Genomic DNA, 15,721 nt, shown 5'->3' on the forward strand with positions numbered 1-15,721 from the left:
GGGGCGCTGCCTCAACCTTTGGGGGCGTAGGTCTGCTCGGCCGTGGGAAAGGTGCGCGCGCGAACCTCCGCGGCATATGTTTCCACGCGTTCGGAGACATAGCCTGCCAGGTCGCCGTAACGTTTGACGAAACGCGGCGTGCGCTCGAACAACCCCAGCATGTCCTCCGCGACCAGCACCTGCCCGTCGCAATCTGCCGAGGCGCCGATGCCGATCGTCGGCACCGCGATGCTGCGCGTGATCGCCTGCGCGATCGGCTCCACCACACCCTCGATCACCACCGCGAACGCACCCGCCGCGGCAATGGCCTGCGCGTCCGACACGATCTTCTGCGCCTCCGCCTCCGATCGCCCGCGCGCGCCATAGCCGCCGAGCGCATTGACCGCCTGCGGCGTCAGCCCGACGTGCCCGACGACGGGTATACCGCGTTCGGACAGGAACGCGACCGTCGGCGCCATCGCCGCGCCGCCTTCCAGCTTCACCGCCGCCGCGCCCGTTTCCTTCATCAGATACGCCGCGCTCTCGAACGCCTGCTGCGGCGACGCCTCGTAGCTGCCGAACGGCATGTCGATGACGACCACCGCGTGATAGCTGCCGCGCACCACCGCCGCACCATGCGCCGCCATCATCTGGAGCGTGACCGGCACCGTCGAGGGCAGCCCGTAGATCACCTGCCCCAGGCTGTCGCCGACCAGCAGCATGTCGCAATGCGGGTCGAGCAACTGCGCCATTCGCACGGTGTAGGCGGTCAGCATGACCAGCGGCTCACCCTTGCCGTCCGCGATCGCCGCCTTGCGCGCGCGCAAAGCCGGCACGGTCAGCCGCTTCATCGGCGCGGACACCGGCGTCGCGCGGCTGGTCGAGGTGTCGATGGTGAAGGTGGTGGACATGGCTCTCCTTACGCGGGTGGCGTCACGCGATCCAGCCGCGCGCTCGGGCATGACGGGCGAGCCACACCGACAACGCCGCGACGGCGACGATCACCAGCGGAAAGAATGCGGTCGACGCGCCCTTCACCGCGACGATGTCGCTGGTCGCGAACAGCCAGCCGAACTGGATCACGACGCCGATCAGCGACAAGGTGGTCAGCGGAACCGCGAGCACCGATCGTGCCAGCAGCGCGACTGCGCCGAGCAACCCGCATCCGACCGCTACCGCGTAAACCGCATTGTACCATACCGGCAGCAACGCGTAGAGCGCGCGGTCATAGTCGCTCGCCGGCCCCATTGCGTCGGCGCCGAGCCGGAACTGCTGCACGCAGGCGTAGCAGCCGGCCAGCGCCCAGAGCAGCAGCACGACCGACACGACGCGAAACCACGTCGGCGAACGCGTTGGCCGGTGATCCATCTTCGCCTCCCCTTTTCGCGCGCATCCTGCGACGGCCGGGGCGGCGATGCAATCAACCGAACAGCGCGGCGTAGCGATCGGGCTTGAACCCCACCTCGGTCCGCTCGCCCGCGATCAGTACCGGGCGCTTGATCATGCCGGGCTGCGCCAGCATCAGCGCGGCCGCGCGCGCACGATCCAGGTCGGCGCGCTCCGCCTCGGGCAGCTTGCGAAAGGTGGTGCCCGCGCGGTTGAGCAGCACCTCCCAGCCGACGCGGTCGATCAACGTGTCGAGCAGCGCGCGGTCGAGGCCGTTCTTGCGGTAATCGTGGAACGAGTAGTCGACACCGTGCTCGGATAGCCACGTCCGCGCCTTCTTGATCGTGTCGCAGTTCGGGATGCCGTACATTGTTGTCGGCACAGTCATCGTCCACTCCTCCAAGTACGCCCGCTCGCGCGGCCGAGTAAACCGGGCGAGCAGCCCCCGGCTGCTCGTTCTTCCCGGTTTACTCCCATTCGATCGTGCCCGGCGGCTTGGAGGTATAATCGTAGGTTACGCGGTTGACGCCGCGCACCTCGTTGACGATCCGCGTCGACACGCGCGCCATGAACCCGCCCGGAAACTCGAATGCCTGCGCGGTCATGCCGTCGGTCGAGGTGACCGCACGCAGCGCCAATACCGAATCGTACGTCCGCCCGTCGCCCATCACCCCAACCGAGCGCACCGGCAGCAGCACTGCGAACGCCTGCCAGATCGCATCATACAGCCCGGCGTTGCGGATTTCCTCCAGGTAGATCGCGTCTGCCTTGCGCAGGATGTCGCAGCGCTCCTTGGTGACCTCGCCGGGTATCCGGATCGCGAGGCCGGGTCCCGGGAACGGGTGTCGCCCGACGAAATGCTCGGGCAGCCCCAGCTCGCGCCCCAGCTCGCGGACCTCGTCCTTGAACAATTCGCGAAGCGGCTCGACCAGCTTCATGTTCATGCGCTCGGGCAAGCCACCGACATTGTGGTGGCTCTTGATCGTCACCGACGGTCCGCCGGTGAAGCTGACGCTCTCGATCACGTCGGGGTATAGCGTGCCCTGCGCCAGGAAATCCGCGCCGCCGATCTTCTTCGCCTCGTCCTCGAACACTTCGATGAAGGTCTTGCCGATGAACTTGCGCTTCGCCTCCGGGTCGGTGACGCCGGCGAGCCCGCCCATGAAGAGCGCCTCCGCATTCACGTGGACCAGCGGGATGTTGTACGCGCCGCGGAACAGCGACACGACCTGCTCGGCCTCACCGCTGCGCATCAGGCCGTGGTCGACGAACACGCAGGTCAATTGATCGCCGATCGCCTCGTGGATCAACACCGCGGCCACCGCCGAGTCGACGCCGCCCGACAGCCCGCAGATGACGCGACCCGAGCCGACCTGTTCGCGGATCTCCGCGATCTTCGTCTCGCGGAACTCCGCCATCGTCCAGTCGCCGGCAAGGCCGCAGACGTGGCGCGCGAAATTGGCGATCAGCTTGGCGCCATCGGGCGTGTGAACGACCTCCGGGTGGAACTGCACGCCGTAGAAGCGGCGTTCCTCGTCGGCGACCATCGCGAAAGGCGCGCCTTCCGAGGTCGCGACCGGCGTGAAGCCGGGCGGCAGCGCGTCGACCTTGTCGCCGTGGCTCATCCACACCTGATGGCGCGAGCCAATCTCCCACAAGCCGTCGAACAAGGCGCACTCGGCCTTCACGTCGAGCATCGCGTGACCGAACTCGCCACCGTCGCCCGAGATCACGACGTTGCCGCCCAGCTGCGTGCTCATCAACTGCTGGCCGTAACAGATGCCCAGGATCGGCACGCCCGCCTCGAACAGATGCTGCGGCGCGCGCGGGCTATGCTCCAGCGTGACCGAAGCCGGTCCACCCGACAGGATGATCCCCTTGGGCTGCATCCGCTCGAACGCCTCGGCGGCGGTGTTGAACGGCGCGACCTCGCTATAGACGCCCGCCTCGCGCACGCGGCGCGCGATCAACTGGGTCACCTGGCTGCCGAAATCGATGATGAGGATACTGTCGGGATGCTCCATCCGCGCGCGTGTAGCGACTGCGCGCCCCGCGTGGAAGGTCGCAAAGGTCACACCCCCACGCACGCGAGAGGTCTCTGATGAGAAACGCGGACAGCTCGAGGAGCGATCGCGCGGAAAGGAAAGCCGCTAGGCCAACCGCGCGGTGAACAATGCCGCCCCGAACGCGACGAAGATCGCGCCCGTCACGCGGTCGAACACGCGTCGTACGCTCGCCCGCGCCATGTAGCGCGACAACGACCGGCCACCGAGCGCATAGGCCGCGTACCACAGGCACTCCATCGCGACGAACGTCACGACCAGAACCGCGAACTGCGGCGCCTGCGGCGCGGTGCGTGACACGAACTGCGGCAGGAACGCCGCGGCGAACAGGATCAGCTTGGGATTGCTGATCCCGATGGCGAAGCCGCCGCGAAACAGCGCGCGCCGCGACACCGTCTTCGGCAGCGTTCCCGTGCCCACATCGACCGGAGCCTCGTCGCTGCGCCACGCCTTGATGCCCAGGTAGATCAGGTATGCGACACCGGCGTAGCGCAGCACGTCGAACGCGCCGGGGATCGCGCGCAGCAACGTCGTCAACCCCGTTGCAGCGGCGGCGAGCACGATCAGCATCGCCGACAGACACCCGGCCATCGCGAAGGTCGTGCGACGCACGCCGACCTCGACGCTGCGTGACAGGATGTGGAGCATGTTGGGGCCGGGCGTGCCGCACAGCAGAAACACCGCAACGACGAACAGCCACCAGGTGTGAAGCGTCATGGCAATCCCCTTGCTTCGACAAGAGAAAGGCCGCTCCATCGCTGGAGCGGCCTTTCGTGTCAGCCCTGCCGCGGCGTAGCCGCGTCGTCAGTCGGCGCGCTGCGCCGCTGACCGGCCTTGAGCGTCTCGTGACTAGCTTGCGCTACTCACGTGCGCTCATGCGGCGTCGTCATAGTCCTCGTCCGCCATCACCGGGCCCGAGTCCTGCCCCTTCGCCGACACGTCGCGGTCGACGAACTCGATGATCGCCATCGGCGACGCGTCCGATGCGCGGATGCCCGCCTTGATGATGCGGGTGTAACCGCCGTTGCGCGACGCGTAGCGGGTCGCCAGCGTGTCGAACAGCTTCACCAGCTGCGCGTCGTCGAGCAGGCGCGCGTGCGCCAGACGACGGTTCGACAGGCCGCCCTTCTTGCCGAGCGTGACCAGCTTCTCGATGTACGGACGAAGCTCTTTCGCCTTGGCGACGGTGGTGGTGATCTGCTCGTGCTTGATCAGCGCGGCCGACATGTTGCGGAACAGCGCCTGGCGGTGAGCCGAGGTACGCTGGAGCTTACGACCGCCTACACGGTGACGCATGGTGTATTCCTTCTCGTTCGTCAGGGGGCCGTGCGAGGTACCCCGGGCCTGGTGGGACGGTGGGCCACCGATTGTCCGTCGCTCCCCGGGAGGGAGCCCTGTTCGTTGCGGCCGGGACGCGGAAGTGAATTCCGCGTCGTCGGTCGGATCGGCGCACCCGATCCGCCGGCCGAGCTGTCGCCGTCTTCAGCGTAGCGTCGCTACGCCGATGCGGCTCAGCCCATGATTTCCTGCTCAAGCTTCTTGGCCATTTCCTCGATGTTCTCGGGCGGCCAGCCGGGGATCTCCATGCCGAGGCGCAGCCCCATGCTGGAGAGCACCTCCTTGATCTCGTTGAGCGACTTGCGGCCGAAGTTCGGCGTGCGCAGCATCTCGGCCTCGGTCTTGCCGACCAGATCGCCGATATAGATGATGTTGTCGTTCTTGAGGCAGTTGGCCGAACGCACCGACAGTTCGAGCTCGTCGACCTTCTTGAGCAGGTAACGGTTGATCTGCGCGGTATCGCCCGCGACCTCGCCCGTGCTCGCCGCCGGCGCCGCGACGCCGACCGGCGCCGAACGCGTGACCGACGAATCGTCGAAGTGGACGAACAGCGCGAGCTGGTCCTGCAGGATGCGCCCGGCATAGCCGACCGCGTCCTCGGGCGTGACGGTGCCGTCGGTCTCGATCGTCAGCGTCAGCTTGTCATAGTCGAGGTCCTGACCGACGCGGGTCGGGTCGACCTTGTACGACACCTGGCGCACCGGCGAGTAGAGCGCGTCGACCGGGATCAGGCCGATCGGCGCGTCGGCCGAACGGTTCGCAGTCGCGGCGACATAGCCCTTACCCGTGTCGGCGGTCAGCTCCATGTTGAGCGTCGCGCCCTCGTCGAGGTGGCAGATCACCAGTTCGGGGTTCATCACCTCGATATCGCCCGACACCGCGATGTCGCCCGCCTTCACCTCGGCCGGACCGGTGGCGGAGAGCTGGAGCCGCTTCGGGCCCTCGCCCTGCATGCGGATCGCGATCTGCTTCACGTTCAGCACGATGTCGGTCACGTCCTCGCGGACGCCCGCCAGGCTGCTGAACTCGTGCAGAACGTTCTCGATCTTGATCGAGGTCACCGCCGCGCCCTGCAGGCTCGACAGCAGCACGCGCCGAAGCGCGTTGCCGAGCGTCAGGCCGAAGCCGCGCTCCAGTGGTTCGGCGATGAACGTCGCCTTGCGCTTCCCGTCGCCGCTCTTCTTCTCGAGGCCGCTGGGCTTCTTCAGTTCCTGCCAGTTCTTTGCATTGACAGACAAGATCTCGTCCCCTGGGGTTGGGCGGAGCGCGTGCGCACGCGACACCGCCTGGTAAGAAACGCGGCCACTCGTCAGCAGCCGCGCGAGAGCATCAGACGCGGCGACGCTTGGACGGGCGAACGCCGTTGTGCGGGATCGAGGTCACGTCGCGGATCGACGTGATCTGGAAACCGACCGCCTGCAGCGCACGCAGCGCCGACTCGCGGCCCGAACCCGGACCCTTCACCTCGACCTCGAGCGTGCGAACGCCGTGCTCGGCGGCCTTCTTGCCCGCGTCCTCGGCCGCGACCTGCGCCGCATACGGGGTCGACTTGCGCGAACCCTTGAAGCCCATCATGCCGGCCGAGGACCAGCTGATCGCATTGCCCTGCGCGTCGGTGATGGTGATCATGGTGTTGTTGAAGCTGGCGTTCACGTGCGCGACGCCCGCGGTGATGTTCTTGCGCTCGCGCCGACGAATGCGCTGCGGTGCCTGAGCCATGTGGTAGTTCCTGACCTATATTCCAAGTGACGCCGGCAGGCTGCGGAACCGCACCGTGACAGTGCGGGAGCCTCCGGCGGAGAAGTAAGCGCCCCGCGCTTACTTCTTCTTGCCGGCGATCGGCTTTGCCTTGCCCTTGCGGGTGCGCGCGTTGGTATGCGTGCGCTGGCCGCGGACCGGCAGGCCCTTGCGGTGACGCAGGCCGCGGTAGCAGGCGAGATCCATCAGGCGCTTGATGTTCATCGCGGTCTCGCGACGAAGATCACCCTCGACCGTGTAGTCGGCGTCGATCGCCTCGCGGATCTGCAGCACCTCCTGATCGGTCAGGTCCTGCACGCGGCGGTCTTCCGCGATGTTCAGCTTGGTGGTCAGCGCCTCTGCATGCGCCGGGCCGATGCCGTGGATGTAGGTCAGCGCGATGATCACGCGCTTGTTGGTCGGGATGTTGACACCCGCGATACGTGCCATGAAGTTCGTTCTCCTGTGCTCCACGGGGTGCGGCATGGCTGCCACGCCCCCCATCTCGTCGCATTACACTTCCGCCGCACCCGCCCTTACGCAAAAGCGCGGCGCACGCAACGAAGCGCCGCCGGGACCGGTGTGTCGGAAGTTGTGACAATTAGGCGCGCGCAAACGCCGAGTCAAGCGCGTGGTTCCGCGCGCCGCCTGAGTTTCATCCAGCGTTGCAGCGCGACGACGGTCCAGATGATCTCCACCATCGCGAACGGCCACGCACCCTGCAGAAATCCGTACACCCCGCTCGCGACGCAACCGAGCGCGAACAGCAACGTCCAGAACGGCGCGCGGTCCTCCAGCATGTAGCAGACCAGCATGAACAGCACCGCCGCAAAGCCGAACAAGGTCAGACCATCCATGTTCGCGGCGCTGCCACGAGTGCGAATGCTTGTCGAGCGGGACAAAAGAAAGCGCCGGCGAGAGCGCGAAGCCCTCGCCGGCGAACCCGACGCCACCGGGAGTGTGGGCGGCGGGTAGTCAGAGCCGCGGGAGTACCAGGCGGGGGTGGTGCCCGGCATCGCGTTCGGCGATCCGATGCCCCTTCTCTACCGCGTCACCGCCGCGATCGCGGTGACCCGCGCATGAACTCTTCGTCATGTCAGCGTCGGCACCGACCTCCGCTGCAGGCGTTAGACAATCGTGGAACGGCAACGCGCGACCGTGACGATCAGGATCAGCAGAGCCGAGGCACGCGCCAAGGTGGACGTCACCGCGCGCGGCCTGGTCGCGCTCGGCACCGGCGTATCGATGATCTTGCTCGGCAGCGCCGCGATCGTCGTCGCGGCGCGCTTCAGCCCGCGTTGAGGATCGCCTCGATCGAGGCGGTCACCACCGCGATATCAGCCATGCCGTCGACGCGGCGGATCAGCCCGCGCGCTTCGTAGATCGGGATGATCGGCGCGGTCTTGGCGCGATACTCGGCCATGCGCGTGCGCACGGTCTGCTCGTTGTCGTCGGGGCGGCGCTTGAACTCGCTTCCGCCGCATACGTCGCACACCCCCGCCGCCTTGGGCTGCTTGAACGTGTCGTGATAGCCCGCACCGCAAGTGGCGCACGTGAAGCGGCCGACGATCCGCTCGACCAGCGCATCCTCGTCCACCTCCAGCTCGATCACGTGATCGAGCGTCTGGTCGCGCTCGGCGAGCAGCAGGTCGAGCGCGTCGGCCTGCGCGGCAGTGCGCGGATAGCCATCGAAGATCGCGCCCGCACCGGTGCCCGCGTCCATCCGCTCGCCGATCAGCGCGGAGACGATCGCGTCGGACACCAGCTCGCCCGCGTCCATCACTGCCTTCGCCTGGACGCCGACCGGCGTCCCCGCCTTCACCGCGGCGCGCAGCATGTCGCCGGTGGAGAGCTGCACCATGCCGCGCTCGGCGACCAGCCGTTCCGACTGCGTGCCCTTGCCCGCACCCGGCGGCCCCAGCAGGATGATGTTCACGCGCGCGTTTCTCCCCGTTTGTCGACTGCCCGTCACCGCGTGTCAGCGGCGACGCGCGCCCTTCAGCTTCGACTTCTTGATCAGGTCGCCATACTGGTGCGCCAGCAGGTGCGACTGGATCTGCGTCACCGTGTCCATGGTCACGTTGACGACGATGAGCAAGCTGGTGCCGCCCAGATAGAAGGGGATCGACAGCGCCGAGACGAGATATTCCGGCACCACGCAGATGAACGTCAGGTACGCCGCGCCGATCACGGTGATGCGCGTCAGCACGTAATCGAAATATGTCTCGGTGTTCTTGCCCGGACGAATGCCTGGGATGAACCCGCCGTAGCGCTTCAGATTCTCCGCCGTCTCCTCGGGGTTGAACACCACCGCCGTGTAGAAGAACGAGAAGAAGATGATGCCCGCGGCATACAGCGCCATGTACAGCGGCGCGCCGTGCTGGAGGTACTGGTTGAGGCTGATGATCACGTCGCCCCACCAGCTGTCACCCTGAACGCGGTTGCCCGCGAACTGCGTGATCGTCAGCGGCATCAGCAGCAGCGACGAGGCGAAGATCGGCGGGATCACGCCCGCGGTGTTGATCTTGAGCGGCAGGTGGCTGCGATCGGCCTGCATCCCGCGCTGCGTCTGCCGCTTGGGATACTGGATCAGGATGCGGCGCTGCGCACGCTCCATGAAGCAGATCAGCAGCACCAGGCCGACGACCACCGCAATGATCGCGAGCAGCACGAACGCGCTCATCGAGCCCGAACGACCACCCTCCAACAGGTTGACGATCGTCGTCGGCAAATGCGCGACAATGCCCGCCATGATGATCAGCGACACGCCGTTGCCGATCCCGCGGCTGGTGATCTGCTCGCCGATCCACATCAGGAACATCGTGCCCCCGATCAGCGACACGACCGCGTTGATGCGGAACAGCATGCCAGGCTCGACCACCGCCTGAATGCCCGAATTCGCGCCGAGCGTCTCGACACCCACTGCGATGAAATACCCCTGCACCGCGGTCAACGCGACGGTGCCGTAGCGGGTGTACTGGTTGAGCTTCTTGCGCCCGCTCTCGCCTTCCTTCTTGATCGCGGCGAGCTGCGGGCTGAGGCTCGTCGCCAACTGCACCACGATCGAGGCGGTGATGTACGGCATCACGCCCAGCGCGATCAGGCTCATCCGGCTGAGCGACCCACCCGAGAAGGTGTTGAAGAAGTCGAGCACGCCGCCCTTGGTCTGATCGGCCAGCAGGCCGAGCGCGGTCGCATCGACGCCGGGTAACGGCACGTAGCTGAGCAGACGGAAGACGATCAGCGCGCCGATCGTGAACCACAGTCGCTTCTTGAGGTCGGTTGCCTGCGCGAACTTCGCCAGACTGACGCTTGAGGCCATATTGTTGGCTACGGATGCCATCGTTGTCGCATGTCCTGGAACCGGGATGTCGCGGCACAAAACGGCGCGCGAATCCAAACAAAAGCGGCGGGGAAGCCCGTGCCACCCCGCCGCTCATATAGGCACATCACATGCCGTGTCTATTCTCGAGCCCGAGCGGCTGGTGCTGTCTGCCCCGGCAGCGTGGCCGGGGCGCAACAATCACGCGCGCGGTGCCGCGCGGCCGGTCCGGTGCTTGGCCTTGGCCTTCTCCGCGGCAGGCACGATCTCGGGCACGGTGACCGAGCCACCCGCCTTCTCGACAGCTTCGCGCGCCGAGGCCGAAACGCCCGCCACGGTGAAGTTCAGCGCCGAGGTCAGCTCGCCCTTGCCGAGCAGACGCACGCCGTCCTTGCCGCCGCGCGCGAGGCCCGCCGCCTTCAGCGCCGCATGGTCGATGTCGGTCGCGGTCAGCTTGCCCGACTCGATCGCCTTCTGGATCGCGCCCAGGTTCACCTCGGCATAATCCTTGGCGAAGATGTTGTTGAAGCCGCGCTTCGGCAGACGCATGTGAAGCGGCATCTGACCGCCCTCGAAGCCGGCGATCGAGACGCCCTCGCGGCTCTTCTGACCCTTCTGGCCGCGGCCCGCGGTCTTGCCCTTACCCGAGCCGATGCCACGGCCCACGCGCATGCGGGACTTGCGGGCACCTTCGTTGTCGCGGAGTTCGTTGAGCTTCATGATATGCACTCGCTTTCGCTTTTGTCGCGCTAAAGGAAAAGGAAGGGGGCCGCTTAGCCCCCTTCCCTCAATTTGTCACCGGTAAAGGTGGGGAAGGCTCAGCCCTCCTGCACCTCGACCATGTGGTGCACCTTGCGGATCATCCCGCGGACCTCGGGGCTGTCCTGCAGCTCCGAAACCTTGTGCATCTTATTGAGACCAAGACCGATCAGCGTCGCGCGCTGGTCCTTGGTCCGGCGGATCGGCGATCCGGTCTGCTTGACCTTGATGGTAGCCATTGCTCGTTACTCCACGATCGCCGCGGCATCGGCCTCGGCGGTCTGGGCGTCAGCGCCCTGGCCGCGACCGAGCAGGTCCGCGATCTTCTTGCCGCGGCGCTGTGCGACGGCCTTGGGCGAGGTCTGCTCACCCAGTGCCTCGAACGTCGCGCGGATCATGTTGTACGGGTTCGACGTGCCGACCGACTTGGTCACGACGTCGTGAACACCCAGGCTCTCGAAGATGGCGCGCATCGGGCCACCCGCGATGATCCCGGTGCCCGACGGCGCCGAACGGACCGTCACGCGGCCCGCGCCGAAATGACCGTTGCCGTCATGGTGCAGCGTGCGGCCGTCCTTGAGCGGAACGCGCAGCATCTTCTTCTTGGCCGAGGCAGTCGCCTTCGAGATCGCCTCCGGCACCTCGCGCGCCTTGCCGTGACCGAAGCCGACGCGGCCCTTGCCGTCGCCCACGACGACCAGCGCCGCGAAGCCGAAGCGCTTGCCGCCCTTCACCGTCTTCGACACGCGGTTGATGTGGACGAGCTTCTCGATCAGCTCCTCGCCACCATCGTCCTGCCCGCCACGACGATCGTCGCGACGACCGCCGCGGTTGCCGTCACGGCCGCCACGATTGCCGCCGGGGCCACCGCGACCGCGGTTGCCGCCCGGGCCACCGCGTCCGCCGCCCTGGCCGCCGCGATAGCCGCCGCCCTGACCGCCGCCGAAGCCGCCGCCCTGACCACCACCATTGGTGTTGGCGCTCTGGCCGGCGTCCTGCGGCGCGGTCGCCGCCATCGGCTCGCCCGCCGTCTGGTTGTTGTCGTCAGCCATGTCTTAGAACTCCAGTCCGGCTTCGCGCGCGGCTTCCGCCAACGCCTTCACCCGGCCGTGAAAGAGGAAGCCGCCGCGGTCGAACACGACCTGCGTCACGCCTGCCGCCTTGGCCTTCTCGGCCACGCGACGACCGACCTCGGTCGCAGCCGCCACGTTGGCACCCGACGTGTCGCGCACGTCCTTCTCCAGCGTCGAAGCCGAAGCAACCGTGCGGCCCGCCTCGTCGTCGATGACCTGGGCATAGATGTGCTTGCCCGAGCGGTGGATCGACAGACGCGGACGCGTGCCCGACCGCGCGCGCAGCGCGGTACGGTTGCGGCGACGCCGCTTCTCGAAAAGCGAAAGGCCCTTGGTCACTTCTTCTTTCCTTCCTTACGGAAGCTGAACTCGCCGTCGTACTTGATGCCCTTGCCCTTGTACGGCTCCGGCTTGCGCCAGCGGCGGATCTCGGCGGCGAGCTGACCCACCTTCTGCTTGTCCGAACCGCTGATCTCGACGGTGGTGGCGTCCGGCGTCTTCACCTCGATGCCCTCGGGCACCTCGATGTTGACGTCGTGGCTGTAGCCGAGCTGCAGCTTCAGGTTACGACCCTGCGCCGCGGCGCGGTAGCCGACGCCGGTGATGACCAGCTTCTTGGAGAAGCCTGTCGTCACGCCCGTCACCAAGTTCTGCACCAGCGTGCGCTGCATGCCCCAGAACGCGCGCGCGCGCTTGGTGTCGTTCGCCGGCTGCACCGAAATGCCGTCCGACTGAACGTCATAGGTGATCTCGTCGGCGAGCGGCATCGACAGGGTGCCCTTGGGACCCTTCACGCTCAGCACGCGGCCCGCGATGTCGGCGGACACGCCGGCGGGAACCGGAACTGCCTTTTTACCGATGCGGCTCATCAGAACACCTCCGCCAGCACTTCGCCACCGACGTTCTGCTCGCGCGCCTCGGCATCCGAGAGCACGCCGCGCGGCGTCGAGACGATGGTGATGCCCAGGCCGTTCATCACGCGGGGAAGCTCCTGGCTGCCCGAATACACGCGGCGGCCAGGCTTCGAGACGCGCGCGACATGCTTGATGGCGGGCTGGCCTTCGAAATACTTGAGCTCGATGCGGACGCCCTTGGCGGGGCCCATCTCTTCTTCGCTATAGCCACGGATGTAGCCTTCGCGCTGGAGCACATCGAGAACGCGGGTCCGCAGCTTGCTGGCGGGCGACAGGACGCTGTCCTTGCGCGCGCGCTGGCCGTTGCGGATGCGGGTGAGCAGGTCACCCAGGGGATCGGTCACTGCCATCTGTCGTGTCCTTACCAGCTCGACTTCGTGAGGCCGGGGATCAGGCCCTTGTTGGCCAGATCGCGCAGCATGACGCGAGCGAGACGGAACTTGCGGTAATAAGCGCGCGGGCGCCCGGTGATCTCGCAGCGGTTGCGGACACGGGTCGGGTTCGCGTTGCGCGGCAGCTCGGACATCTTGAGGCGCGCGATGAGACGCTCGGTCTCGTCGAGCGACTCATCGTTCGCGATCGCCTTCAGCTTCGCAAACTTCGGGGCATATTGCTTGACGAGCTTCTTGCGACGCTCGTTCTTGTTCACGGAACTCAGTTTCGCCATGGACTTAAGCTCTCTTTGTTACGCGGCCTGACGCGGCGCTTCGGCCTCGCCTTCAGCCTGCGGGAACGGGAAGCCGAACAGACGCAGCAGCTCGCGCGCTTCGTCATCGGTCTTCGCGCTGGTCGTCACGATCACGTCCATGCCGCGCACCTTGTCGATGCGGTCATAGTTGATCTCGGGGAACACGATCTGCTCCTTGATGCCGCAGGCGTAATTGCCACGGCCGTCGAAGCTCTTCGGGTTAAGCCCGCGAAAGTCGCGGACGCGGGGAAGCGCGATCGTGATGAAGCGGTCGAGGAACTCGTACATGCGCTCGCGACGCAGCGTCACCTTGACGCCGATCGGCATGCCTTCACGCAGCTTGAACTGCGCGATCGACTTCTTCGCCTTGGTGATGACAGGCTTCTGGCCGGCGATCAGCTCCATTTCGGACGCTGCCTGCTCGACCTTCTTCTTGTCCTGGGTCGCCTCACCGACGCCCATGTTGAGCACGATCTTCTCAATCCGCGGAACCTCGAGCACGTTCTTGTACCCGAACTTCTCGGTCATCGCCTTCGCGATCGAGTCGTCGTACATCGACTTCATGCGGGGCTTGTAATCAGCCATCGATCTTGCTCCCGGTCTTGACCGCGACACGGACCTTCTTCCCGTCCTGCATCTCGTAACGCACGCGCGTCGGCTTGCCGTCGGCGGTCACGTGCGCGACCTTGGAAACGTGCAGCGGCGCTTCGATGCGCTCCAGGCCGCCCTGCGGCTGCGCCTGGCTCGGCTTGCGGTGGCGGGTCGCGACGTTGATGCCGCCGACCACGACCTTCTGGTCGCGCGGGCTGGCGAGCGTGACCGTTCCGGTCTTGCCCTTGTCCTTGCCCGACAGGACGATGACCTGATCGCCCTTCTTGATCTTCATCTTCACGTTGCTCATCACAGCACCTCCGGCGCCAGGCTGATGACCTTCATGTGGCCGCGGCCACGCAGCTCGCGCACCACCGGGCCGAAGATACGGGTGCCGATCGGCTCCTCGTTCTTGTTGACCAGCACCGCGGCATTGCCGTCGAAACGGATCACCGAGCCATCGGCGCGGCGGATGTCCTTGGCGGTACGAACGATAACGGCGCGGTGAACGTCGCCCTTCTTCACGCGGCCGCGCGGCTGTGCTTCCTTGACGGAGACGACGATGATGTCGCCCACGCCGGCCGTGCGACGCTTGGAGCCGCCCAGCACCTTGATGCACTGCACGCGCTTCGCGCCGCTGTTGTCAGCGACGTCGAGGTTCGACTGCATCTGGATCATTGACCCAATTCCTCATCAAATGGGGTGGATACCGACCCAACCCCGCCTAAAATAACGACCCCCGGCGCGGGCGACCGTTCTCGACGGGCCTGCACCAGGGGGAGCGGTCCGGTAACCGCCCCGGCGATGAAACGCAAGCCCGCGGTGGACCTACGCCTCGATCGCTACGTCGCCCCTTCGTTCGCTCATGTGGTCTCTGCACGAAGCAGACCCTGCACGAAACGAGCGAAGGGCTCTCACGTCCGACGCGTTATGCGTCGACGTCGACCCGTTCCGGCGTCGCGTGGGTGTTGACCCGCTCGACCACCTTCCAGTTCTTTAGCTTCGACATCGGCGCAGTCTCTTCGATGCGCACGGTCTCGCCCTGCTTGTACTCGTTCGCCTCGTCATGGGCGTGGTACTTCTTCGAACGACGGATGATCTTGCCGTAGAGCGGGTGCTTGACCTTGCGCTCCACGTTCACGACCACCGTCTTCTCGCCCTTGTCCGAGACGATCACCCCGGTCAGCACGCGCTTCGGCATGTCTCTCGTCCTCTTACTTGCCAGCGGCAGCGTTGCGCTGCGCCTGCTGGGTCTTGATGCGGGCGATGTCCTTGCGGACCTCGCGCACGCGGCTCGGCTTCTCGAGCTGGTTGGTCGCCGCCTGAAAGCGCAGGTTGAACTGCTCGCGCTTCAGCTGGCCCAGGCTCTCGCTGAGCTGATCATCGGTCTGGCCGACGAAATCGGTCTTGGTCTTTGCCTTTGCCATCTCACTCGCCTCCCAGGTGCGACGTGTCGCCCAGACGCGCCACCACCTTGGTCTTGATCGGCAGCTTCATCGCGGCGCGCTCGAACGCTTCCGCGGCGATCTTGCCCTCGACGCCGTCGAGCTCGAACAGGATCCGGCCCGGCTTGACGCGAGCGGCCCAGAACTCCGGCGAACCCTTACCCGAACCCATGCGGACTTCGGCCGGCTTCGACGAAACGGGGACGTCCGGGAAGATGCGGATCCAGAGACGGCCCTGGCGCTTGATGTGACGCGTGATCGCGCGGCGGGCCGCCTCGATCTGACGCGCGGTGATGCGTTCCGGCTCCATCGCCTTCAGCCCGTACGAGCCGAAGTTAAGTGCCGTGCCGCCCTTGGCGTCGCCGTGGATGCGGCCCTTGAACGCCTTGCGGAACTTGGTGCGCTTTGGTTGCAGCATGTTCTGTC

The 15,721-nt window shown here is 66.4% G+C and carries 26 protein-coding genes; 1 reads left to right on the plus strand and 25 read right to left on the minus strand.

Features of this window, described 5'->3' with window-relative positions; genetic code table 11:
• Nucleotides 1-11: 11 nt before the first annotated feature.
• From panB to Q0579_RS10980, 10 genes are all read right to left on the minus strand, one after another.
• Nucleotides 12-890, minus strand: a complete 879-nt coding sequence (panB, locus tag Q0579_RS10935; RefSeq protein ID WP_298812077.1) for a 3-methyl-2-oxobutanoate hydroxymethyltransferase — start codon at nt 888-890, stop codon at nt 12-14.
• Between the two features lie 22 nt (nt 891-912).
• A complete protein-coding gene (locus Q0579_RS10940; RefSeq protein WP_298812079.1) occupies nt 913-1,347 on the minus strand; it encodes a hypothetical protein in 435 nt (144 codons plus the stop codon).
• A gap of 52 nt (nt 1,348-1,399) precedes the next feature.
• Entirely contained in the window at nt 1,400-1,753 is a 354-nt protein-coding gene (locus tag Q0579_RS10945; RefSeq protein ID WP_298812081.1) for an ArsC family reductase, read from the minus strand.
• 79 nt (nt 1,754-1,832) lie between these two features.
• Nucleotides 1,833-3,389, minus strand: coding sequence for a glutamine-hydrolyzing GMP synthase (gene guaA, locus Q0579_RS10950; RefSeq protein WP_298812468.1), 1,557 nt, complete (start codon nt 3,387-3,389; stop codon nt 1,833-1,835).
• A 126-nt stretch (nt 3,390-3,515) separates the two neighbouring features.
• On the minus strand, nt 3,516-4,145 hold the full coding sequence (locus tag Q0579_RS10955; protein WP_298812083.1) for a LysE family translocator: 630 nt from the start codon (nt 4,143-4,145) through the stop codon (nt 3,516-3,518).
• 156 nt (nt 4,146-4,301) lie between these two features.
• On the minus strand, nt 4,302-4,724 hold the full coding sequence (gene rplQ / locus Q0579_RS10960; protein WP_298812085.1) for a 50S ribosomal protein L17: 423 nt from the start codon (nt 4,722-4,724) through the stop codon (nt 4,302-4,304).
• A 215-nt stretch (nt 4,725-4,939) separates the two neighbouring features.
• Complete coding sequence (locus tag Q0579_RS10965) at nt 4,940-6,004, minus strand: DNA-directed RNA polymerase subunit alpha (protein ID WP_298812087.1); 1,065 nt, start codon at nt 6,002-6,004, stop codon at nt 4,940-4,942.
• 91 nt (nt 6,005-6,095) lie between these two features.
• Nucleotides 6,096-6,485, minus strand: coding sequence for a 30S ribosomal protein S11 (gene rpsK, locus Q0579_RS10970; RefSeq protein WP_019516037.1), 390 nt, complete (start codon nt 6,483-6,485; stop codon nt 6,096-6,098).
• Nucleotides 6,486-6,584: 99 nt separating this feature from the next.
• Complete coding sequence (gene rpsM / locus Q0579_RS10975) at nt 6,585-6,953, minus strand: 30S ribosomal protein S13 (RefSeq protein ID WP_298812089.1); 369 nt, start codon at nt 6,951-6,953, stop codon at nt 6,585-6,587.
• 173 nt (nt 6,954-7,126) lie between these two features.
• Complete coding sequence (locus Q0579_RS10980; RefSeq protein WP_298812091.1) at nt 7,127-7,360, minus strand: hypothetical protein; 234 nt, start codon at nt 7,358-7,360, stop codon at nt 7,127-7,129.
• 301 nt (nt 7,361-7,661) lie between these two features.
• Between Q0579_RS10980 and Q0579_RS10985 the strand changes: the two genes are divergently transcribed.
• Nucleotides 7,662-7,805 carry a hypothetical protein gene (locus Q0579_RS10985; protein ID WP_298812093.1) on the plus strand — a complete coding sequence of 48 codons (144 nt, stop codon included), beginning with the start codon at nt 7,662-7,664 and terminating at the stop codon, nt 7,803-7,805.
• Here the strand turns inward: Q0579_RS10985 and Q0579_RS10990 are convergent.
• The 15 genes from Q0579_RS10990 to rplP all read right to left on the minus strand — a co-directional run bounded on the left by Q0579_RS10990 (nt 7,792) and on the right by rplP (nt 15,713).
• Nucleotides 7,792-8,439 (minus strand): adenylate kinase, encoded by a 648-nt coding sequence (locus Q0579_RS10990; protein WP_298812094.1) that lies wholly within the window; start codon nt 8,437-8,439, stop codon nt 7,792-7,794. The two genes, Q0579_RS10985 and Q0579_RS10990, sit on opposite strands and share 14 nt — an antisense overlap.
• A 42-nt stretch (nt 8,440-8,481) precedes the next feature.
• Entirely contained in the window at nt 8,482-9,846 is a 1,365-nt protein-coding gene (gene secY / locus Q0579_RS10995; protein WP_298812095.1) for a preprotein translocase subunit SecY, read from the minus strand.
• Between the two features lie 180 nt (nt 9,847-10,026).
• Nucleotides 10,027-10,545: a 50S ribosomal protein L15 gene (gene rplO, locus Q0579_RS11000; RefSeq protein WP_298812096.1), complete on the minus strand. Its 519-nt coding sequence runs from the start codon at nt 10,543-10,545 to the stop codon at nt 10,027-10,029.
• A gap of 98 nt (nt 10,546-10,643) precedes the next feature.
• Nucleotides 10,644-10,823, minus strand: coding sequence for a 50S ribosomal protein L30 (gene rpmD / locus Q0579_RS11005; protein WP_219768205.1), 180 nt, complete (start codon nt 10,821-10,823; stop codon nt 10,644-10,646).
• A gap of 6 nt (nt 10,824-10,829) precedes the next feature.
• Nucleotides 10,830-11,636: a 30S ribosomal protein S5 gene (rpsE, locus tag Q0579_RS11010; protein WP_298812097.1), complete on the minus strand. Its 807-nt coding sequence runs from the start codon at nt 11,634-11,636 to the stop codon at nt 10,830-10,832.
• 3 nt (nt 11,637-11,639) lie between these two features.
• Nucleotides 11,640-11,996, minus strand: a complete 357-nt coding sequence (gene rplR / locus Q0579_RS11015; RefSeq protein WP_219768204.1) for a 50S ribosomal protein L18 — start codon at nt 11,994-11,996, stop codon at nt 11,640-11,642.
• The gene (rplF, locus tag Q0579_RS11020) at nt 11,993-12,526 is read right to left on the minus strand and encodes a 50S ribosomal protein L6 (protein ID WP_298812099.1); all 534 of its coding nucleotides are present in this window, start codon (nt 12,524-12,526) and stop codon (nt 11,993-11,995) included. The genes rplR and rplF overlap by 4 nt, the downstream gene beginning before the upstream one ends.
• Nucleotides 12,526-12,921, minus strand: coding sequence for a 30S ribosomal protein S8 (gene rpsH, locus Q0579_RS11025; protein ID WP_093005713.1), 396 nt, complete (start codon nt 12,919-12,921; stop codon nt 12,526-12,528). The genes rplF and rpsH overlap by 1 nt, the downstream gene beginning before the upstream one ends.
• A gap of 11 nt (nt 12,922-12,932) precedes the next feature.
• On the minus strand, nt 12,933-13,238 hold the full coding sequence (gene rpsN, locus Q0579_RS11030; protein ID WP_298812100.1) for a 30S ribosomal protein S14: 306 nt from the start codon (nt 13,236-13,238) through the stop codon (nt 12,933-12,935).
• An 18-nt stretch (nt 13,239-13,256) separates the two neighbouring features.
• Complete coding sequence (gene rplE, locus Q0579_RS11035; RefSeq protein ID WP_298812102.1) at nt 13,257-13,844, minus strand: 50S ribosomal protein L5; 588 nt, start codon at nt 13,842-13,844, stop codon at nt 13,257-13,259.
• Nucleotides 13,837-14,160: a 50S ribosomal protein L24 gene (gene rplX, locus Q0579_RS11040; protein WP_246248589.1), complete on the minus strand. Its 324-nt coding sequence runs from the start codon at nt 14,158-14,160 to the stop codon at nt 13,837-13,839. The genes rplE and rplX overlap by 8 nt, the downstream gene beginning before the upstream one ends.
• Nucleotides 14,160-14,528: a 50S ribosomal protein L14 gene (rplN, locus tag Q0579_RS11045; RefSeq protein WP_019516022.1), complete on the minus strand. Its 369-nt coding sequence runs from the start codon at nt 14,526-14,528 to the stop codon at nt 14,160-14,162. The genes rplX and rplN overlap by 1 nt, the downstream gene beginning before the upstream one ends.
• A 250-nt stretch (nt 14,529-14,778) precedes the next feature.
• Nucleotides 14,779-15,051 (minus strand): 30S ribosomal protein S17, encoded by a 273-nt coding sequence (gene rpsQ / locus Q0579_RS11050; RefSeq protein ID WP_019516021.1) that lies wholly within the window; start codon nt 15,049-15,051, stop codon nt 14,779-14,781.
• A 13-nt stretch (nt 15,052-15,064) separates the two neighbouring features.
• The gene (rpmC, locus tag Q0579_RS11055) at nt 15,065-15,277 is read right to left on the minus strand and encodes a 50S ribosomal protein L29 (protein ID WP_219768200.1); all 213 of its coding nucleotides are present in this window, start codon (nt 15,275-15,277) and stop codon (nt 15,065-15,067) included.
• A 1-nt stretch (nt 15,278) separates the two neighbouring features.
• A complete protein-coding gene (gene rplP, locus Q0579_RS11060) occupies nt 15,279-15,713 on the minus strand; it encodes a 50S ribosomal protein L16 (RefSeq protein WP_019516019.1) in 435 nt (144 codons plus the stop codon).
• Between the last annotated feature and the right edge of the window lie 8 nt (nt 15,714-15,721).

Source organism: uncultured Sphingomonas sp., from assembly GCF_936927845.1.
In the GTDB taxonomy this organism is placed as follows: Bacteria; Pseudomonadota; Alphaproteobacteria; order Sphingomonadales; family Sphingomonadaceae; genus Sphingomonas.